This is a genomic window from Sphingomonas sp. SAFR-052 (assembly GCF_051965015.1).
GTDB lineage: Bacteria > Pseudomonadota > Alphaproteobacteria > Sphingomonadales > Sphingomonadaceae > Sphingomonas.
The window spans coordinates 174,111-194,674 of the sequence record NZ_JBQCMO010000007.1; the positions used below are offsets into that span (position 1 = coordinate 174,111).

Below are 20,564 nucleotides of genomic sequence, written 5' to 3' on the forward strand. Positions count from 1 at the left end.
TTACCCCCGACACGGGGGAGATGAGGAAGATCCGATGGCAACCGAAGTTCTGGTCCCCACGCTGGGCGAATCGATCACCGAAGCGACGCTGGGCGAATGGTTGAAGAAGCCCGGTGAGGCGGTCGCCGCCGACGAACCGATCGCTTCGCTTGAAACCGACAAGGTGTCGGTCGAGGTGCCGGCACCCGTGGCGGGCGTCATGGGGCAGCACGCCGTGCAGCCCGGCGACACCGTATCGGTCGGCGCGATGATCGCGACGATCGAATCGGGCGACGGCGCCGCCGCAGCGCCGAAGGCGGAAGCGCCCAAGGCCGACGCCGCGCCGGCAGCAGCCGCCGCCCCTGCACCGGCCGCCGCACAGCAGGCGCCGGGCGGCGACAGCAATGTCGACGCCGCCGCGCTGTCGCCGTCGGTGCGTCGCGCGATCCTCGAACACGGTGTCGACCCGGCCAAGGTCAAGGGCACCGGTCGCGACGGTCGCATCACCAAGGAAGACGTGGTCGCCGCCGCCGGTGACAAGTCGGCCGCCGCCGCGCCGGCTGCCGCCCCCGCCGCTCCCGCGCCGGCCGCCAGCGCCGCCCCGGCGCGTGGCGAGGAACGCGTCAAGATGACGCGCCTGCGCCAGACGATCGCCCGCCGCCTGAAGGAAGCGCAGGACAATGCCGCGCTGCTCACCACCTTCAACGACGTCGACATGACGGCGGTGATCGAGGCGCGCGCCAAGTACAAGGACCTGTTCGAGAAGAAGCATGGCGTCCGCCTCGGCTTCATGGGCTTCTTCGTGAAGGCCGCGACGATGGCGCTGAAGGACATTCCGGCGGTCAACGCGCAAATCCAGGGCGATGAGATCGTCTATCACGACTATGCCGACATCTCGGTCGCGGTCAGCGCGCCGCAGGGTCTGGTCGTCCCGGTGATCCGCGACGCCGACAAGCTGTCGGTCGCGGGCGTCGAGAAGACGATCGGCGATTTCGGCAAGCGCGCCAAGGACGGCACGCTGAAGATGGACGAGATGAAGGGCGGTACCTTCACCATCTCGAACGGCGGCGTGTTCGGATCGCTGATGTCGACCCCGATCATCAACCCGCCGCAGTCGGCGGTGCTGGGCCTGCACCGCATCGAGGAACGCCCGGTCGTCCGTAACGGACAGGTCGTGGTGCGTCCGATGATGTACCTCGCGCTCAGCTATGACCATCGCCTGATCGATGGTCGCGAAGCGGTGACCTTCCTCGTCGCACTGAAGAACGCGATCGAGGATCCGACCCGCCTGCTGATCGACCTTTAAGGGCGAACGCGAAACCGATGGGCATGGTGATCTATCTGCGTCGGGCCGGCGATGCCGACATCGACCGGCTGGTCGCCGACCCATCGGTGTTCGAGGATTTCCTGTTCGAGGAAGGCGTCGAGAATCTCGATTTCCTCGACCTCGGCGAAGCGTGGCATGCGGTCCATTACCTGCTGACCGGGTCGGCTGACGATATCGGCCACACGCTCGGCATCATCATCGCCGCGCTGCCCGAATTGGGTGCCGACGAGAATGGCGAGGGCGGGATCGGCCTGATCGCGCCGCCGCTGATGCATGCATTCGCCGACGCGCTCGACAAACTCGACGACGCGGCGCTTGCTCGCCGCTTCGACCCGCGGGCGATGGCAAAGGCCGATGTCTATCTGGCGGACAGCTTCGGCAGCGCCGATGCACTCGATTATGTGATGCAGGGCATTCCCGCCCTGCGCCAATTTGCGGCACAGTGCCGCCGTACCGGCGACGGCGCGATCCGCGTGATCGCCCACAACGACTAGGACGGGATAGAGACTATGGCTGAATATGACTTCGACGTCCTCGTGATCGGTGCCGGCCCCGGCGGCTATGTCGCGGCGATCCGCGCGGCACAGCTCGGGCTCAAGACCGCCTGCGCCGAGGGTCGCGAGACGCTGGGCGGCACCTGCCTCAACGTCGGGTGCATCCCGTCCAAGGCGCTGCTGCATGCGTCAGAAATCTATGAAGAAGCCGCGCACGGCGCGCTCGCCAAGTTCGGCATCGAGCTGGACGGCGCCCGCCTCAATCTCGACCAGATGCACGCCGAAAAGAAGAAGGCGGTCGGCGAGCTGACCGGTGGCATCGAATATCTGTTCAAGAAGAACAAAGTCGAATGGCTGAAGGGCTATGCCTCGTTCGAAAACGACCATAGCGTCAAGGTCGGCGATCGCACCGTCACCGCGCGCGACATCGTCATCGCCACCGGTTCGTCGGTCACCCCGCTGCCGGGCGTGACCGTAGACAATGATGCGGCGGTGATCGTCGATTCGACCGGCGCCCTCGCCCTGCCCAAGGTGCCCGAGCATCTGGTGGTGATCGGCGGCGGCGTGATCGGCCTCGAACTCGGCAGCGTGTGGCGCCGTCTGGGCGCCAAGGTCACCGTGGTCGAATATGCTGACCAGATCCTGCCCGGCTTCGACGGCGAGGTCCGCAAGGAATCGGCCAAGCTGTTCAAGAAGCAGGGCATGGACCTCAAGACCTCGACCAAGGTCACCGCGGCATCGGTCGATGGCGGCACCGCCACGCTGACGCTCGAACCCGCAGCCGGTGGTGAGGCGACGACGCTGACCGCCGATGCGGTACTGGTGTCGATCGGCCGCCGTGCGAACACCGAACACCTCGCGCTCGACAAGGCCGGGCTCGCGGTCAACCAGCGCGGGCAGGTCGATATCGACGACGAATTCCGCACCAAGGTCGACGGCATCTGGGCGATCGGCGACGTGGTCCATGGTCCGATGCTGGCGCACAAGGCCGAGGATGAAGGCGTCGCGGTTGCCGAGTTCATCGCCGGCCAGACCGGCATCGTGAACCACGACGTGATCCCGAGCGTCGTCTACACCATGCCCGAAATTGCCGGCGTCGGCCTGACCGAGGAAGCCGCCAAGGAAAAGGGCGAGGTCAAGGTCGGCAAGTTCCCGTTCGCCGCGAACAGCCGTGCCAAGACCAACCGCGACACCGACGGCTTCGTGAAGGTCATCGCCGATGCCAAGACCGACCGTGTCGTCGGCGTGTGGATCGTCTCCAGCCTTGCCGGCACGATGATCGCGCAGGCGGCACAGGCGATGGAATTCGGCGCGACCAGCGAGGACATCGCCTACACCTGCCACGCACACCCGACCCATGCCGAGGCGCTGAAGGAAGCGGCGATGGCGGTGCAGGGCAAGCCGATCCACATCTGATCGGGTCCGCGAACGCGACATTGGGGGCGGGGCATGGCGGCATGCTCCGCCCTTTTCGTTGTCGGGCATAGCCTGCCCACCTGCTCCCCTCCCTGGAAGGGAGGGGTTGGGGGTGGGTTGGCCGATTGTGGGGCGCACACTTTCCCTCGCAAACCTACCCACCCCCGCCCCCTCCCTTCCAGGGAGGGGAGAACTCCCGCCCAGACATGCTTAGGCAATTGTAAAAGCTTCCCCCTTAGCCTGCTCGTCACGAATCAGAAGGGTGGCGAGCGTGAACGCATTCGGGCGGCGGAGCGGCATGGGCGGAGCGGGCGGCGGCAGGCCGTCCTTCGGGGTGGCGCGGCCGATGCAGGGATCGGGTCCGGCGCGCGCCGCCGATCTCGACCTCGCCTCGCAATTCCCGCCGCTGACCCAGATACCGCTGTCGGGCGACGATTTCGCGCCGATGCCCGGCGAACAGGCGGGCAGCCTGCCGCAGGGGGTGGGCGACGCGATGCAGCGGCTGGCCGATCGGCAGGCGCTGTCGGGCGATGCCGGCAACAGCCGGGTCGAGGGGTTCGAATCCTCGATCCACCGCATCAAGGAACAGGTGTTGCCGCGCCTGCTCGAACGCGTCGATCCCGAGGCCGCCGCGACGCTCAGCAAGGACGAACTGGCCGAGGAATTCCGGCCGATCGTGGGCGAGGTGCTCGCCGAATTGAAGCTGACGCTGAACCGGCGCGAACAGTTCGCGCTGGAAAAGGTGCTGGTCGACGAGCTGCTGGGCCTGGGGCCGCTCGAGGAATTGCTGGCCGATCCGGCGGTCAGCGACATCATGGTCAACGGTCCCGAACAGACCTTCGTCGAGCGCAAGGGCAAGCTGGAGCTGGCCAATATCGCGTTTCGCGACGAGGAGCATCTGTTCCAGATCGCGCAGCGCATCTGCAACTCGGTCGGACGCCGCGTCGATCAGACGACGCCACTCGCCGACGCCCGGTTGAAGGACGGCAGCCGCGTCAACGTGATCGTACCGCCGCTGAGCCTGAAGGGCACCGCGATCTCGATCCGCAAATTTTCGGCGAAACCGATCACCATCGACATGATGGCGGGCTTCGGTTCGATGAGCAAGGAAATGGCCACCGCGCTGAAGGTCGCGGGCGCCAGCCGCTTCAACATCGTGATTTCGGGCGGCACGGGTTCGGGCAAGACGACGATGCTCAACGCCCTGTCGAAGATGATCGACCCTGGCGAGCGCGTGCTGACGATCGAGGACGCCGCCGAACTCCGGCTGCAACAGCCGCACTGGCTGCCGCTCGAAACGCGTCCGCCGAACTTGGAGGGGCAAGGCGAAGTCACCATCCGCGATCTGGTCAAGAACGCGCTGCGTATGCGGCCGGACCGGATCATCCTCGGCGAAATTCGTGGCAGCGAGTGTTTCGACCTGCTCGCCGCGATGAACACCGGCCATGACGGTTCGATGGCGACGCTCCACGCCAACTCCCCGCGCGAATGCCTCGCGCGTATGGAGAACATGGTGATGATGTCGGACATCAAGGTGCCCAAGGAAGCGATCAGCCGCCAGATCGCCGACTCGGTCGACCTGATCGTACAGGTCAAGCGCCTGCGCGACGGCTCGCGCCGCGTGACCAACATCACCGAAGTCATCGGCATGGAAGGTCCGGTGATCGTCACCCAGGAACTGTTCAAGTTCGAATATCTGGACGAAAGCGCCGACGGCAAGATCATCGGCGAATATCGATCGATGGGAATGCGCCCCTATACGCTCGACAAGGCACGGCAATATGGCTTCGACCAAGCGCTGCTGGAGGCGTGCCTGTAGCGCTTGGGAAACACGCGCCCTACATGCGGGCGGTGTTGCTCCGCCTAATCCTCGCGCTGCTGCTCTGCGCGCCCGCCATCGCCCGTGCGCAGGGCACGCTGTCCGCCGATGCCGAGGCGCGCTGGGTGCCCTTCACCCTGACCGCCGCCAACCATCTCCGCTTCGCGATGACCATCGACGGCGTTCCGGCACAGGCGCTGCTCGACACCGGTCTCAACCATTCGGCGGTCAGCCGCGACTTTGCCCGCCGGGCGAAGCTGCCCATCGATCCGAAGGGCGCCGCGTCGGGGGTGGCGCTGGGCGGGTCGATCCGCGTCGATTGGGCGGCGACCCGGGCGGTCGCGTTCGGCGCGCTCAGTCGCAGCGGCGGGCGGGTCGCGGTGATCGACCTGCCCAAACTGCTCGCCAGCGCGTCGGGCGATGCCGATGTGCTGGTCGGGACCGACCTGATCGCGCCGCACGCGCTCGACATCGATTTCGCCGGTCGCCGGTTCCGGCTGTTGCCGAGCGGGCGGATGCCGTTCACCGGCACGCGCGTGCCGATGTCGCTGCAATCGGGCAGCGGCTTGTATCTGACGCAGGCGATGTTGGGGAAGACGCGCATCCGCCCGCTGCTGGTCGATACCGGCGACGGCGGTGCGCTCAGCATCGCGCGCACCCAGTGGCAGGCGGCGGCGATCAAAGGCGCGCGCGTCACCTCGACCATCGCATATGGCGCGGGCGGCATCGTCGATGCCGGGCTGACCGTCACCGACGCCGTGTCGCTGGGCGACCTGAAGACCGGACCGATCGAGCTGCGGATCGAGGCGGATGGCGGGTTCGCGAAGCAGGTCCGCGTCGTCGGGCGGGTCGGCACCGCCCTGTTGCTGCGCTACCGCGTGCTGCTCGATCCGGGGGCCGGGCAGATGCTGCTCTCGCCCAATCCCTACGCCCCGCCCGCCCCGCTCAAATCGACCAGCGGGCTGCTGCTGGGCTATGACCGGGCGCGGTTGCGGGTGCTGCACGTCATGGCCGGCAGCCCGGCGGCGAAGGCGGGGTGGAAGGCCGACGAACTAATCTGTCAGGTCGACGGACAGGCGGTGGCGCTGACCCCCGATGGCGGCGTCGACGTCCGCTGGGGCACCGATGCGCCGGGGCGGGTCGTGCGGCTGACGCTGTGCGACGGCGCGACCCGGACGCTGACGCTGGCGCGCTTCTACTGAACGACGCAAGGGCCGCGGGCGACGCTGCCCGCTATTTGCGCGCCAGCGCCATGGCGACGCTGAACACCATCAGCAGCACCGCCAGCAGTTGCAGCAGCGTCCACGGCACCCACCCGACCCGGTCGGGGTCGCGCCTGTGGCTGCGCCGGCGTTCGGCCAGTACCGATGCTGCGAAGAGCATCGCCGCGCCCGCCGCAATCGTCCATAAGATCATCGTACCGTCGTCCACCCTGTGCCCTTACCGGAGAATCGCCATGCGTCGAACCGCCGTGTTGCTGCCAGCGCTGAGTGTCGCGCTCCTCGCTTTGACCCCCGCCCCGGCACAGGCGCCGCGCGGGCCGATCGCCGCCGCGGTCGCATCGCCGGTCCGCGATCCGGCCAATACGCCGCGCGACCGCTATCGCCATCCCGTCGAGACGCTCGCCTTTTTCGGGGTGAAGCCGACCGATACGGTAGTCGAGATCTGGCCGGGCAATGGCTGGTACACCGAGATCCTCGCGCCGATGCTGCGCGACAAGGGACGGTATGTCGCGGCCGGTCCGCTGCCGCGCACTGCCGAGATGGTGACGAAGCTGCAGGCACGCGACGCAACCGGGTTCGGCAAGGTGCAGGCGGTCGCCTTCCCCGCCGCTGGCGGACAGGCGGGCGTGCCCGACGGCGTCGCCGACAAGGTGCTGACCTTCCGCAACGTCCATAACTGGCGCTTCGGCGGCGCCGATCAGGCACAGGCGGCGTTCAACGCGATGTTCCGCATGCTGAAACCCGGCGGCGTACTGGGCGTGGTCGAACACCGCTTGCCGGAGAGCCGCGACGCGGCGGCGGAAGAAAAGTCGGGTTATATGAAGGAAAGTTCGGTCATCGCCTTTGCGACGAAGGCGGGGTTCAAGCTGGCGGGCAAGTCGAACGTCAATGCCAACCCGAAGGACACCGCCGACTGGCCGCAGGGCGTGTGGACGCTGCCGCCGACCTATCGGCTGAAGGATGTCGACCGCGCCAAATATGCCGCGATCGGCGAGAGCGACCGGATGACGCTGCGCTTCGTTAAGCCGAAGTGAGGGGGAAATGAAGTATCCCTCGTTCGTGCTGAGTAGGGATTGAGCTTGTCGAAAGCCCGTATCGAAGCACCCGCGCGGGGGTCCCTCGATACGCCGTTTCGACTTCGCTCAACGGCTACTCAGGACGAACGGACGGGGGGCCGCCTCGTTCTCTTCATGTGGCCGGTTCGCAACGCCGGAAGCGCGTATCTCGCATGGCTTGCCCGGCCACGCGTTTTCGACGGACGCTTCTCGACAAGCTTCAAGGTGCTCGAACCGAACGGTGCAAATGGAGGCGCGCTGGACGGAGCCCGCCCCCGCCCCGCTCAACCCAGCTTGTCGACCTTGTCCTGCAACCGCGCCAGTTCGGCCCGCAGCGCCGCCATTTCGTCGACCTTTGCGGCGGGCGCTTCGGTCGCGGGTGCGGGCGTCGGGGTCGGCGTGCCCGCGGCACCTGGCTGGAACGCGTGTGCTGCCGCTTCGAACATCGCCAGGTTGCGCTTGGCGATCTCGGCGAAGGGCGAATGGGCGAAGGCACCTTCGACCGCGGTCTTGAACTGTTCCTGGTTGCGGCGGAAGCTGTCCATCGACGCCTCGAGATAGCCCGGCACCATCGCCTGCATCGAATCGCCGTACAGCGTGATGAGCTGGCGCAGGAAGCTGACCGGCAACAGCGTCTGTCCCCGGCTCTCTTCCTCCATAATGATCTGCGTTAGCACGTTGTGGGTGATGTCGTCATCGGTCTTGGCATCGACGACCTTGAAATCGCGATGCTCGCGCGTCATCGCCGCCAGATGCTCGAGCGTGATGTAGGACGACGTCTCGGTATTATACAGCCGACGATTGGCGTATTTCTTGATGATGACGGGGCTGCCGTCGGCCGCTGCCTTCTTCATGCGAAATCCTTGCGCGAAAGATATTGCCATGGCTACACCGGTTGATACCGCGCCGCAACACGGGCCACGGCCATTACCGTTGTTTCTCTCGATGTTGCGCAGCGAAACCGCCGGCGACCCCGCCCGGCGGACCCGTGCGCTGGCCGGACTGCGCACCTATCAGGACGCGCCGCGCCTGCCCCGCACACCGATGCCCGAACCGGTCGCGCACGACGGGCGCATAATGTTGCGCGATTATGGCGGGACCGGACGGCCGGTGGTGGTGATCCCCTCGCTGATCAACCCGCCCTTCGTCCTCGACCTGTCGCCCGACAATTCGCTGCTGCACTGGTTGGCCGGACAGGGGCTGCGGGTGCTGCTGGTCGATTGGGGGACGCCCACGCCCGCCGACCGGGCGATGGATCTTGGCGACCATGCGCAGGCAGCCGCGCGGTTGTGCGCGACGCTCGGGGAGCCGCCGCTGCTGGTCGGCTATTGCCTTGGCGGGACGATCGCGCTGGCGACCGCGGGGTTCGTGCAGGTCGCCGGCATCGCGCTGATCGCGACGCCGTGGCATTTCGCCGGCTTCGGCGATGCGACCCGCGCCGCCATCGCCGACCAGTGGACCGTGGCGCAACCCACCGCCGAGCAGATGGGCCTCGTGCCGATGGAGTTCCTCCAGGCAATGTTCTGGCAACTCGATCCCGCGCGCACCGTCGACAAATATGTCGCCTTCGCCGATCTCGATCCGGCATCGGCCAAGGCGCAGGCGTTCCTTGCGCTGGAGGATTGGGCCAATGCCGGCGCGCCGCTCCCCTATGCGGCGGGGCGCGAATTGTTCGACGACCTGTTCGACGCCGACCTGCCGGGCAGCGGGCGCTGGCGGGTCGCGGGCGGCATCGCATCGGCCACCCACGCCGTGCCGATGGTCGAGTTCGTGGCGGAGAGCGACCGCATCGTTCCCGCTGACAGCGCGATCGGCCTGCCCGACCGGCGGATCGTGCCCGCCGGCCATGTCGGCATGATCGTCGGCGGGCGGGGTCGAAGCGTCCTGTGGGAACCGCTTGCACGCTGGCTATGCGCCGTTCCCGGCAGTAAAGAGCGCGTGAACCTGTAGGAGAAGGATTGCCCATGTCCGACGTCGTCATCGTTGCTGCCAAGCGTACCCCGGTCGGGAGCTTCCTCGGTGCCTTTGCCGCGGTGCCCGCGCACGAGCTGGGACGGCAGGCGATCGCCGCCGCGCTCGACCAGGCCGGTGTCGCGCCGGCGGACGTGTCGGAGGTGATCCTCGGCCAGGTGCTGACCGCCGGACAGGGGCAGAACCCGGCGCGCCAGGCATCGATGGCGGCGGGCGTGCCGAAGGAAGTGCCGGCATGGGGCATCAACCAGGTCTGCGGATCGGGCCTGCGCGCGGTGGCGCTGGCTGCACAGGCGATCCAGACCGGCGACGCGACGATCGTGGTCGCGGGCGGACAGGAAAGCATGTCGCTGTCGGCGCATGCGGTGCAGATGCGCGCCGGTACCAAGATGGGCGACGCGCCGATGGTCGACACCATGATCAAGGACGGCCTGACCGACGTCTTCAACGGCTATCACATGGGCATCACCGCCGAAAATCTCGCCGAACAGTATCAGGTGACCCGCGGCGAGCAGGACGAGTTCGCCGTCCGCTCGCAGAACCGCGCCGAAGCCGCGCGCGGCGAGGGCCGCTTCGCCGAGGAGATTGCGCCGGTCACGATCAAGGGCCGCAAGGGCGACACCGTCGTCGACCAGGACGAATATATCCGCGCCGGCGCCACGATAGACGGCGTGTCGGGCCTGCGCCCGGCGTTCAAGAAGGACGGGTCGGTGACCGCCGCTAACGCATCAGGCCTGAACGACGGCGCCGCCGCGCTGGTCGTGATGTCGGCCGATGAAGCGGCCAAGCGCGGCCTCGAACCGCTTGCCACGATCAAGAGCTGGGCGACCGCCGGCGTCGATCCGTCGATCATGGGCATCGGCCCCGTCCCCGCCTCGCGCCGCGCGCTGGAAAAGGCGGGCTGGAGCGTCGACGACCTCGATCTGGTCGAAGCCAACGAAGCCTTTGCCGCACAGGCGCTGGCGGTCGGCAAGGACATGGGCTGGAGCGCCGACAAGGTGAACGTGAACGGCGGCGCGATCGCCATCGGCCACCCGATCGGCGCATCGGGCGCGCGCGTGCTGACCACGCTGCTGTACGAAATGAAGCGCCGTGACGCGAAGAAGGGACTGGCGACTCTGTGCATCGGTGGCGGCATGGGTATCGCGATGTGCGTCGAACGGTGATTCTACCCTTGTAACAAAGCGTTGCCGTGCAGCATTATTATAATCGCGAGATATATTTTTTATCGATGTTGCGAGCGCTGCACGGCGCTTTGGTGTGTTGACCACATTTCTGTAACAATTTGTTGCCTCGTCGTACGGAAGGCCGTGTACGGCTTGCCAGGGCCGCAATTATTGATTTTCCTGTTGCAAACGCTGGGTATTCCCCACGTTCAAAACGGGGCAATCAATGAAAACACACCGTCTTCTCGGTGCGACGGCGCTTGCCGGTGTCGCGCTGCTACCGCAATTCGCCTTTGCGCAAACCACCGACACCACGACATCGCAGCGTCCCGCCGATTGCATCGCCGGCGATACGCGCGTCGAATGCCGGTCGACCGACGATGCCGAGGACCCGACGCAGGTCATCACCGTCACGGGATCGCGCATCGCGCGGCCGAACCTCGATACTGCCGTTCCGGTCACAACGCTTACCGTGCAGCAGTTCGAAAATGTCGGTCAGGTGTCGGTCGGCGAAACACTTAACCGCCTGCCCGCGCTACGCTCCACCTTCAACCAAGCGAACTCGACCGCGAGCATCGGCACTGCCGGCATCAACGCGCTCGATCTGCGCGGGCTCGGCCCCGCGCGAACCCTGGTACTGGTCAATGGCCGTCGCCACGTATCGGGCAACCCCGGCACCTTCAGCGTCGATACCAATACCATTCCGAATGCCCTGCTCGAACGCGTCGAAACCGTCACCGGCGGCAATTCGGGCGTTTACGGGTCGGACGCGGTATCGGGCGTCGTCAACTTCGTGCTGAAGCGCGATTACGAGGGCTTCGACGCCCGCGTGCAGGGCGGCGTGTCCAGCCGTGGCGACCGCGGATCCTATCTGGTGACCGGTTTGTGGGGCAAGAATTTCGCTGAAGGCCGCGGCAACATCGCGATCTCGGCAGAATATGCCTATTCCGACCAGGTCCTCTTCAGCGACCGGGATGAGCAGACCGGCGCCTTCTCGGGCGTTCCGGGATTCTATCAGACGCAGCGCACCACTTTCGTCAACCCGGACGGCACGGCGCGCAACGAACCGCCGGCGGGGGACGGCATTCCCGACACGACCTTCTTCCGCAACCCGGGATCGAAGTTCGGCATCATCTCGCTGGGCGGCACCGTCATCACCGCCTGCCCGGTCGCGACCGCGACCAACGGCGCGCGCCGTGCCGCGGTCTGCACCGGACAATTGTCGCCGACCAACGGACGCATCAACAGCAACTATATCTTCCTGCCCGACGGCACCTTGGTCCGCGATATGCCGACCATCGACCTTCGCCCGACTGGCGGCGGCGTCCTGGGCGGCCGCACCGCGAGCGGCGTCGAAGGCGCGATGCTCCTGCCGGGGCTGGACCGCATCAACGTCAATCTGCTGTCGCGTTTCGAGGTGTCGAGCGCGTTCGAACCTTATATCGAAGCGAAGTACGTCAAGGTCACCGCCAACCAGACCTCGACCCAGCCGACCTTTGTCAATGGTCGCCTGACGCCGACCTTCTACCTGGACAATCCGTATCTAACCGAACAGGCACGTTCGACGATCCGCGTGCTCAACGGACTAGCCGCGACCGACAATAGCAGCGCGTTCACCTTCTTCCGCTTCAACAACGACATCGGCACCCGCGCCGAACAGCATGAACGCCAGACCTATCGCGCGGTCGTCGGTGCGCGGGGCGTGCTGCTCGACACCGGCAACTGGAATTACGACGCGTTCGTCAATTACGGCCGGACCGAAACCTATTACGAAACCGGTGGCAACGTTGACATCCGCAAGTTCAACAACGCCGCCAATGCCGTACGCGACCCGGTATCGGGCCAGATCGTGTGTCGTATCAACGCCGATGCCAGCGCGGCAAATGATGACGCAAGCTGCCGACCGCTGAACCTGTTCGGCGAAGGTGCCCCGCTGACCACGCCCGACGGTATTGCCTATTCGCTCTACACCTCGTCGCGCAAGCAATGGGCCGAACAGCTGAACGCGGTCTATTCGGTGTCGGGCGACACATCGGGATTCTTACGCCTGCCCGGCGGTCCGGTCGGCATCGCCTTCGGCGTCGAATATCGCCGCGAGGATTATTTCTCCGCATATGACGAATTCACCAAGGGCGAATATGCGCCAGGCCAATCCAATACGTTCCTGAATTCGATCCAGGATTCGAACCCTGATGCGGTGAGCGTCACGGAAGCATTCGGCGAAATCCGCGTACCGATCCTGGCAGACCTGCCCTTCGTCCAGGAATTGTCGGTCGAGGCATCGGGACGTGCATCCAAGTATAATTTCCTCCAAGACGCGGTCTATGCCTACACCGTCGCCGGCATCTATTCGCCGGTGCGCGGTCTGCGATTCCGGGCCAGCTATGCACAGGCGACTCGCGCACCGAATTTGGCCGAACTCTATGCCGGCACCAGCCAGACCTTCGCCAACAGTTTCACCGATCCGTGTAGCCAGACGGTCATCAACCAAGACCCGAACCGGGCGCGCAACTGCGCGGCGGCGGGCATCCCGACCACTATCACCCTACCCGACGGTCAAGTCGTTCCGTGGACCAATGCGCCCACCTCGGGCATCCTCGGCACCAATGGCGGCAATACCGGGCTCCAACCAGAAGTCAGCCGCAGCTTCGTGCTGGGCGGCGTGGTCGCGCCGCCTTTCCTGCCGGGCTTCTCGGTCACGGTCGATTACTATAATATTGAGATCAAGCAGGCGATCGACACAATCACTCCGCAGGCGCTGGTCAATCGTTGCTATGACGATCCGGGCGGCATCAATAATCCGTTCTGCGCGCAGGTCATTCGCCGCCGGTCGAGCGATCTGATCGCTGACTTCACCTTTGCGGGCCAGCAGGGCCGTCGCTTCGCCGGCTTCCCGGACTTCAACATCGGCCTGCAGGGCAATGGCTTCACCAACGGGCCATTCAACTATGCGAAGCTGACCACGTCGGGCATTGATGCCGAAGTCGCCTATCGTCATAGCTTCACCGACGACATCCGCCTGAATCTGTCGGCGAATGTGAGCTGGCTGGAAACGCGGCGGCAATATACGTTCCTGACCGATCCCAACCGCTACACACGCCGGAACAATGTGCTGGGCGATCCCGAATGGCGCGGTCTGTTCTCGGCCAATTTCTTTGCCGGGCCGTTCGATATCGCGCTTACCACCCAGTATATCGGCCGCCAGACACTGGGGTCGTGGAACCTGCAGAATTACGAACAGGATCGGCCACCGACCAATGCTGACGCCTTTCCGATTATCTATTTGCCGGAAGTGTTCATTCACGACATTCAGTTCGGCATTCGCGCCAACAAGAATTTCCGCCTCTATGTCGGCGTCGACAATGTGAACGACCAATTGCCGCCCTATGGCCTGACCGGCACCGGGTCGGACAGCGGAATCTTCCCGGTGACCGGGCGGTATTTCTATGCCGGTGCGCGGGTCAATTTCTGATCGATAGCGCCAAGGCAGGAAGGGGCGTCCGAAAGGGCGCCCCCTTTTTGTCGACTGGACGCGGCCTGCCGGTTGCGCGAAAGCGGCGCAAACCGATGGGGTAGCGCGATGACCGCCGAACACAGCACCGCCGACATGATCACCCGCTATGGCGCTGACGCCCGGATTGCAGCGCAGCAACTTGCCACGACGCCCACCACGACCAAAGCCGCCGCGCTCCGCCGCGCCGCCGCTGCCATCCGGGAAGACGCCGCCGCCATCCTCACGGCCAACGCACGCGATACCGCCGCTGCGCATGCGAACGGCCTGTCGGGCGCCCTGCTCGACCGGCTGCGGCTCGACCCGGCCCGGCTGGAGGCGATGGCGGCGGGGGTCGCGGCGGTGGCGGGACTGGCCGATCCGGTCGGCGAGGTCATCGACCGCAGCGAGCGACCCAACGGGCTGGTGCTGACGCGGGTTCGCGTGCCGATCGGGGTGATCGGCATCATCTACGAAAGCCGACCCAACGTCACCGCCGATGCCGGGGCGCTGGCGGTGATGGCCGGGAACGCGGCGATCCTGCGCGGGGGGAGCGAGGCGATCCACAGCAACCGCGCCATCCATGCGGCGATGGTGCGAGGGCTGGTCGCGGGCGGACTGCCCGACGGCGCTGTGCAGTTGATCCAGACGACCGACCGGGCGGCGGTAGGCGCGATGCTGGCCGCCGAGGGGCTGATCGACCTGATCGTGCCGCGTGGCGGCAAGAGCCTGGTCGCGCGGGTACAGTCGGAAGCGCGGGTGGCGGTGCTAGCGCATCTCGACGGGCTGAACCACAGCTATGTCGACCGCGCCGCCGATCCGGCGATGGCGCAGGACATCGTCGTCAACGCCAAGCTGCGCCGAACAGGGGTGTGCGGTGCGACCGAGACGCTGCTGATCGATCGCGCCTATGCCGATCCGCTGCCGATCCTGACCGGGCTGCTCGATGCCGGTTGCGAGCTGCGCGGCGATGCCGAGGTGCGGGCGCTGCACGGCGATATCCTCGAAGCCAATGAAGACGACTGGGACACCGAATATCTCGACGCGATCCTGTCGGTGAAGCTGGTCGACGGGGTCGACGAAGCGATCGCCCATATCGCCGCGCATGGATCGCACCATACCGACGCGATCATCACGTCCGACGCAGCGACCGCCGAACAGTTCCTCGCCCGCGTCGACTCGGCGATCGTGATGTGGAATGCATCGACCCAGTTCGCCGATGGCGGCGAGTTCGGGCTGGGCGCGGAGATCGGCATCGCCACCGGCCGGCTGCATGCGCGCGGCCCGGTCGCGCTGGAGGGGTTGACGACCTACAAGTGGATCGTGCGCGGGACCGGCCAGACCCGACCTTGATGGCGGAGCCGACGCGGAATAGGTTGCGGGAATGGAAATGCGCCCGATCACGACTGCCGTCGATGCCGCGACCGACGAAGCGATCAGTCGCCTGGCCGCCGGACGTGGCATCACGCGCGACGAATTTGCCGCCGATGCGCTGCGTCGTGCCGTGCAGGCGGACGAAGAGCTGGCAGCGTTCGTTCAGGTAGGGATCGATGCTGCCGATCGCGGCGACCTCATCCCGCAGGACGTCGTTTTCGCCGAGTTACGGGAACGACGACATCGCCTTCGCAGCGAATGATCGGTATTGAATGGTCCGTACCGGCCACTATCGACCTTGACGCGATCGATGACAGATTTTCCGCCATCGACGTGGCATTAGCCGACCGCATGATCGAACGGATCGAGCAGGCGGGAAATTTTCTTCGCGAACATCCGTCCGCAGGACCGACGATACTGTCAGATTCGGTTCGCAAATGGCGCGTTCGAAGCACGCCGTACCTATTATTCTATCGCATCCTGCCGGACCGCGTCGAAATCCTGCGCGTTCGCCATGATCGCGAGGATCGGGACGCATGAGCAGCATCGGCCTGCTCGGTGGATCGTTCAACCCGGCGCATCGCGGGCATCGCCGGGTGTCGCTTGCCGCCAAGCACGCGCTGGCGCTCGACGAGGTGTGGTGGCTGGTGTCACCGGGCAACCCGCTGAAACCCGCCGCCGGCATGGCGCCGCTGGCCGTGCGGCTGGCATCGGCGCGGCGGGTGGCGCGGCATGCGCCGATCCGGCCTACCGCGATCGAACGCCGGTTGGGAACACGATATACAACCGATACTCTGCGCAAGCTGGTGCGGTTGTACCCGCAGCATCGCTTCATCTGGTTGATGGGGGCGGACAATTTGGCCGAGTTTCACCGCTGGCGGAACTGGCGCGGCATTGCGCGGACGGTGGCGATTGCGGTCGTCGCGCGTCCGGGCTATGATAGCCGCGCCCTCGCTAGTCCTGCGATGGGTTGGTTGCGGCGCCATGCGCGGCCCGCAGGCCAGGCGAGACGATGGACGATGTGGAGTTTGCCGGCGCTGGTCCGTTTGCGCTTCCGCCCCGATCCGAGCTCGGCGACCGCGATCCGCGCCGCCGATCCCGCCTGGCACCGTCGGGTAATTCCGCCCGCCCGGTCCGGCGCACAGGCCCCTGAAAGCTGACACCCTTGCCGACTCCTACCGACCCGACCGATGCCATGAGCGAGACCGAAGCGCTGCACCGCATGGTGCTCGCCAGCCTCGACGACGACCAGGCGGTCGAGACGGTGTCGATCCCGCTTGCGGGCAAGTCGAGCATCGCCGATTACATGGTGATCGCCAGCGGCCGGTCGAGCCGGCAGGTGGCATCGATGGCGACCAAGCTGGCCGAGCGGGTCAAGGCCGAGTTCGGCCGCCCGTCGCGCATCGAAGGGCTGCCGACCGCCGACTGGGTGCTGATCGACACCGGCGACGTGATCGTCCACCTGTTCCGCCCCGAAGTCCGCACCTTCTACAATCTGGAGCGGATGTGGGCGTTCGGCGACACGCTGAACCCGACCGCGCACGCATAAAGCCGGTCCGCCCGTGCTGCTGCATATCGTCGCGCGCGGGCGGATCGGGCGTGGTCCCGAGGCCGAACTGATCGACCGCTACTTCAAGCGCGTCGGTTGGCCGACGAAGATCACCGAACTGCCCGATACCGGCGGCAAGGTGCCGCCGGTCGATCCGGGCACGCGCATCGTAATGCTCGATGAGAAGGGCCGCGACCTGCCGTCGATGGCGTTCGCGACGCAGCTGGGCCGCTGGCGCGATGATGGCGTGCGCGAGACGCGATTCCTGCTGGGCGCTGCCGACGGGTTCGACGATGCGCAGCGGGCCGGAGCCGATCTGTTGCTGGCGTTCGGGCGGGCGACATGGCCGCATCTGATGGCGCGCGCGATGCTGGCCGAACAATTGTGGCGCGCGACCAGCATCCTCGCCGGCCACCCCTATCACCGCGAGGGATGAGGCGCGCGCTCGCCCTGATCGCCGCCCTGGCCGCGCTGGCGGGTGCGGCGGCGTGGGCGCAGGACGATCCGGTCGCTGCGGGACGCGACCGGCTGGAAAGCGCGCGGCGGGCGGCAGCCACGGCCAGCGCACGATCGCAAGCGCTCGACCGCGCCGCGCGCGCCGCCAGCGCCGGGGCCGAGCGTAGTCGTGCGGCACAGGCGGCGCTCGCCGCACGCATCGCCGCCGCCGAGGCCGACCGCCGGACCGCACAGGCGCGCGTCGCGCTGATCGGCGAACTGCTCGCCCGCCGCCGCGCCGAACTGGCCGCCGGGCAGGCCCCGGTCGCGCGGCTGGTCGGGGCGTTGCAGTCGCTGGCCAGCCGCCCGGCATGGCTGGCGGTGGCGCAGCCCGGATCGACCGACGATCTGGTCCATGTCCGCGCCGTGCTCGGCACCGTCGTGCCGGCAATGCAGCAGCGCACCGCTGCGGTCCGTGCCGGCATCGCCGATGCGGCGCGACTGCGCTCGCAGGCCGGCGTCGCGTTGCAGGCGCTGGCCGTAAGCAACACGCGGCTAGAAGGCCAGCGCCTCGCGCTGATGCAGGCGGAGGCGGCACAGCGGTTGCGTTCGCGGGCGCTGGCGCGCGGCGCGCTGATCGAATCGGACCGGGCGATTGCGCTCGGCGAACAGGCGCGCGACATCGTCGACCGGCTGGAGGAACTGGGCGAGGCGCGCGACACCCGCGCGGCGCTGGCCGCCCTGCCCGGGCCGCTCCCCCGGCCCGATGTCGCCACGCCGGCGCTGCCGCCGGCCGCCTATCGCCTGCCGGTCAGGGGCGCTGTCGCGACCGGTTTCGGCGAAATCAGCGACAGCGGCGTGCGCGCGCGCGGGCTGACTCTGACCGTCGCGCCGGGGGCCACCGTCGTCGCGCCGGCGCCGGGACGAATCGCGTTCAGCAAGCGGTTTCGCGGCTATCGCCGGGTGGTGATCCTCGACCATGGCGACGGCTGGACGACGACGGTGTCCGGTCTCGCCGCCAGCGTCGGGCCGGTTGACGCGCGGGTCGCCGCCGGTACGCCGATCGGTCGCGCGCCGCGGGGCGACGGGCCGCCGGTGACGATCGAACTGCGCCGCCACGGGGTACCGGTCGACTTGGCCGCTATGCTGTAGGCCGCACAGTCAATGACGCGATAACCGTATATTATCCGATTCAGTCCATGCCGTACCGAACGAACGAATCGGAGTACGTCCGCATGCAATCGATCAACCGGATGGTATTAGCGGCAATCACCGCGATCGGGCTGTTGGTATTGGGATCGGCCGGCGCCAGCGTCTGGTCCAACGCCCGCCAATCCGATGCGCGCGCCAGTATCGGCCAGGGAACGGCCCTGCTGCGTAACCACATGACCGCCGACATGATGCACGACGCGATCCGCGGCGATGTGCTGTCGGTATTGCGGGCCAGCTCGACCGGCGATCTCGATCTGGCGGCAAACCGTCAGGCGCTGGCCGATGATTCGGCGGCGCTGCGCAAGGCGCTTGCGGCCGATGCCGCCTATGCCGATGCTCCCGCCATCGCGACGCGGGCCCGCAATATCCAGCCGTTGGTCGAAACCTATATCGCCACCGCCGAACGGATCGCCGATGCCGCCGCCGCCAATCCTGCCCGCGCCACGGCGCTGCTGCCCGGCTTTCTGAACGCCTTCGAAACGCTGGAGGGCGGGATGAGCACCCTGTCCGATGCGATTGAAGCGCATCTGGCCCAGGTCAGCGCCGAGGCGAACGCGATCGCGCGGTTGGCCAACATCCTGCTCGCCTTCACGACCGGCGCGACCCTCGTCGTCGTTCTCGCCATCGGCTTTGCCACCCGCCGGTTCGTCGTCGCGCCGCTGCTGGCGCTGGTCGAGGCGCTGAAGCGGATGACGTCGGGCGACATGGCGGTCGCGATCCCGGCCGGCAGCCGGCGCGACGAACTCGGGCAGCTCGCCGGCGCGACCCGGGCATTGCGCGATCAACTGGTTGCGGCCAAACGGGCCAAGGAGGAGCAGACGACGTTGATCGTCGACAGCTTCGGTGCGGCACTCGCGCGACTGGCGCAGGGCGATCTGGTCTCGCGCGTCGATGCCGATTTGAGCGGGCCGTTCGCGGGCATCAAGGCGGACTTCAATTCGGCCGTCGCCGCGCTGCAATCGACGCTGACGACGGTGACCGAAGCGGCCGGCAGCATCAACAACGGTGCCGACGACATCCGCCAGGCATCCGACGACCTGTCGCAGCGAACCGAACAACAGGCGGCGAGCCTCGAAGAGACGGCGGCGGCGATGGACGAGATCACGTCGACCGTGCGCGAAACCGCCGCCGGCGCGGCACAGGCCAACCGCATCGTCAGCGAGGCGCGCGCCGAGGCGGACCAGTCGGGCGAGATCGTCCGTCGCGCAGTGGAGGCGATGCACGGCATCGAACGCGCCTCCACCGAGATCAGCGACATCATCAGCGTGATCGACGGCATCTCGTTCCAGACCAACCTGCTGGCACTGAACGCCGGGGTGGAAGCGGCACGGGCGGGCGATGCGGGCAAGGGCTTCGCCGTCGTCGCCAGCGAGGTCCGCGCGCTGGCACAGCGCTCCGCCGATGCCGCCAAGGACGTGAAGACCCGCATCACCGCATCGTCCAGCCAGATCGACACCGGCGTGCAGCTGGTGGTCGATACTGGCGACGCGCTCGCGCGGATCATCAGCCGTATCGGGCAGATCGACGAGTTGGTCGCCAGCATCGCCGCCTCGGCCGAGCGTCAGGCCACGGGCCTGCACCAGATCAATACGGCGGTGTCGGAAATGGACGGCATGACGCAGCAGAATGCGGCGATGGTCGAGGAAGCGACCGCGGCGGTGCGCAGCCTCGCATACGACGCCGACGGCATGGCGCGACAGATCAGCAGCTTCCGCCTCGGCGACACCGGCCATCGCAGCGCTCCCGTCCGCGCCGTCCCGGCACCCGCACCCCGTCCGGCAAGCGTCGTCCCGATGCGTCCGCACGTCGCCGGCAATACCGCGCTGGCCATGGCGGAGGACGACTGGTCGGCATTCTAGGGCCAATCGACATTCTGATAAGCCCTTATCCCCTCTCCCCCGGTCCAGAGGAGAGGGAAGAATGGGACGACAAGATGGTCAGGTGCTGGCCCGATGCAGGCATCCGTCGTCGGTTTTGCCCGGTCGTGGCCGAACGTCACGTCCGGTTCAGCGAGACAGCGCTTTGATCGTCGAACGATTTCCCGCTAGTGTGGC

General features: G+C 66.9%; 19 protein-coding genes. 17 read left to right on the forward strand and 2 right to left on the reverse strand.

Annotated elements, in window-relative coordinates:
• The first annotated feature begins 34 nt into the window (after positions 1-34).
• The 5 genes from odhB (at position 35) to ACTHQV_RS13800 (ending at position 6,237) form a co-directional block, all read left to right on the forward strand.
• Positions 35-1,285, forward strand: a complete 1,251-nt coding sequence (gene odhB, locus ACTHQV_RS13780; RefSeq protein WP_440491030.1) for a 2-oxoglutarate dehydrogenase complex dihydrolipoyllysine-residue succinyltransferase — start codon at positions 35-37, stop codon at positions 1,283-1,285.
• Positions 1,286-1,308: 23 nt separating this feature from the next.
• Complete coding sequence (locus tag ACTHQV_RS13785) at positions 1,309-1,800, forward strand: DUF1877 family protein (protein WP_440491032.1); 492 nt, start codon at positions 1,309-1,311, stop codon at positions 1,798-1,800.
• Positions 1,801-1,815: 15 nt separating this feature from the next.
• Positions 1,816-3,216: a dihydrolipoyl dehydrogenase gene (lpdA, locus tag ACTHQV_RS13790; RefSeq protein WP_440491033.1), complete on the forward strand. Its 1,401-nt coding sequence runs from the start codon at positions 1,816-1,818 to the stop codon at positions 3,214-3,216.
• A gap of 298 nt (positions 3,217-3,514) precedes the next feature.
• Positions 3,515-5,035: a CpaF family protein gene (locus tag ACTHQV_RS13795; RefSeq protein ID WP_440491126.1), complete on the forward strand. Its 1,521-nt coding sequence runs from the start codon at positions 3,515-3,517 to the stop codon at positions 5,033-5,035.
• Between the two features lie 32 nt (positions 5,036-5,067).
• The gene (locus ACTHQV_RS13800; RefSeq protein WP_440491035.1) at positions 5,068-6,237 is read left to right on the forward strand and encodes an aspartyl protease family protein; all 1,170 of its coding nucleotides are present in this window, start codon (positions 5,068-5,070) and stop codon (positions 6,235-6,237) included.
• 31 nt (positions 6,238-6,268) lie between these two features.
• Here ACTHQV_RS13800 and ACTHQV_RS13805 read toward each other — a convergent pair whose 3' ends face one another.
• Positions 6,269-6,451, reverse strand: a complete 183-nt coding sequence (locus tag ACTHQV_RS13805; RefSeq protein ID WP_440491037.1) for a hypothetical protein — start codon at positions 6,449-6,451, stop codon at positions 6,269-6,271.
• 40 nt (positions 6,452-6,491) lie between these two features.
• Between ACTHQV_RS13805 and ACTHQV_RS13810 the strand changes: the two genes are divergently transcribed.
• Positions 6,492-7,292, forward strand: a complete 801-nt coding sequence (locus ACTHQV_RS13810; RefSeq protein ID WP_440491039.1) for a class I SAM-dependent methyltransferase — start codon at positions 6,492-6,494, stop codon at positions 7,290-7,292.
• A 305-nt stretch (positions 7,293-7,597) separates the two neighbouring features.
• Here the strand turns inward: ACTHQV_RS13810 and phaR are convergent, their stop codons facing one another.
• Positions 7,598-8,167, reverse strand: coding sequence for a polyhydroxyalkanoate synthesis repressor PhaR (gene phaR, locus ACTHQV_RS13815; protein WP_440491041.1), 570 nt, complete (start codon positions 8,165-8,167; stop codon positions 7,598-7,600).
• 91 nt (positions 8,168-8,258) lie between these two features.
• Here phaR and ACTHQV_RS13820 point away from each other — a divergent pair, with 91 nt between their 5' ends.
• From ACTHQV_RS13820 to ACTHQV_RS13870, 11 genes are all read left to right on the forward strand, one after another.
• On the forward strand, positions 8,259-9,263 hold the full coding sequence (locus tag ACTHQV_RS13820) for an alpha/beta fold hydrolase (RefSeq protein ID WP_440491043.1): 1,005 nt from the start codon (positions 8,259-8,261) through the stop codon (positions 9,261-9,263).
• A gap of 14 nt (positions 9,264-9,277) precedes the next feature.
• Positions 9,278-10,450 carry an acetyl-CoA C-acetyltransferase gene (locus ACTHQV_RS13825; RefSeq protein ID WP_440491045.1) on the forward strand — a complete coding sequence of 391 codons (1,173 nt, stop codon included), beginning with the start codon at positions 9,278-9,280 and terminating at the stop codon, positions 10,448-10,450.
• Positions 10,451-10,676: 226 nt separating this feature from the next.
• Positions 10,677-13,922 carry a TonB-dependent receptor domain-containing protein gene (locus tag ACTHQV_RS13830; protein WP_440491047.1) on the forward strand — a complete coding sequence of 1,082 codons (3,246 nt, stop codon included), beginning with the start codon at positions 10,677-10,679 and terminating at the stop codon, positions 13,920-13,922.
• Positions 13,923-14,030: 108 nt separating this feature from the next.
• Positions 14,031-15,293: a glutamate-5-semialdehyde dehydrogenase gene (locus tag ACTHQV_RS13835; RefSeq protein ID WP_440491049.1), complete on the forward strand. Its 1,263-nt coding sequence runs from the start codon at positions 14,031-14,033 to the stop codon at positions 15,291-15,293.
• 37 nt (positions 15,294-15,330) lie between these two features.
• Positions 15,331-15,576, forward strand: a complete 246-nt coding sequence (locus ACTHQV_RS13840) for a CopG family ribbon-helix-helix protein (protein ID WP_440491051.1) — start codon at positions 15,331-15,333, stop codon at positions 15,574-15,576.
• On the forward strand, positions 15,573-15,854 hold the full coding sequence (locus ACTHQV_RS13845; protein ID WP_440491053.1) for a type II toxin-antitoxin system RelE/ParE family toxin: 282 nt from the start codon (positions 15,573-15,575) through the stop codon (positions 15,852-15,854). The genes ACTHQV_RS13840 and ACTHQV_RS13845 overlap by 4 nt, the downstream gene beginning before the upstream one ends.
• Complete coding sequence (locus ACTHQV_RS13850; protein ID WP_440491055.1) at positions 15,851-16,474, forward strand: nicotinate-nucleotide adenylyltransferase; 624 nt, start codon at positions 15,851-15,853, stop codon at positions 16,472-16,474. The genes ACTHQV_RS13845 and ACTHQV_RS13850 overlap by 4 nt, the downstream gene beginning before the upstream one ends.
• 35 nt (positions 16,475-16,509) lie before the next feature.
• Positions 16,510-16,863: a ribosome silencing factor gene (gene rsfS / locus ACTHQV_RS13855; RefSeq protein WP_242119482.1), complete on the forward strand. Its 354-nt coding sequence runs from the start codon at positions 16,510-16,512 to the stop codon at positions 16,861-16,863.
• 13 nt (positions 16,864-16,876) lie between these two features.
• On the forward strand, positions 16,877-17,299 hold the full coding sequence (locus ACTHQV_RS13860) for a 23S rRNA (pseudouridine(1915)-N(3))-methyltransferase RlmH (protein ID WP_440491057.1): 423 nt from the start codon (positions 16,877-16,879) through the stop codon (positions 17,297-17,299).
• Positions 17,296-18,450, forward strand: coding sequence for a murein hydrolase activator EnvC family protein (locus ACTHQV_RS13865; RefSeq protein ID WP_440491059.1), 1,155 nt, complete (start codon positions 17,296-17,298; stop codon positions 18,448-18,450). Before ACTHQV_RS13860 ends, ACTHQV_RS13865 begins: the two co-directional genes overlap by 4 nt.
• Positions 18,451-18,533: 83 nt before the next feature.
• Positions 18,534-20,369, forward strand: coding sequence for a methyl-accepting chemotaxis protein (locus tag ACTHQV_RS13870; RefSeq protein ID WP_440491061.1), 1,836 nt, complete (start codon positions 18,534-18,536; stop codon positions 20,367-20,369).
• Positions 20,370-20,564: the final 195 nt, after the last annotated feature.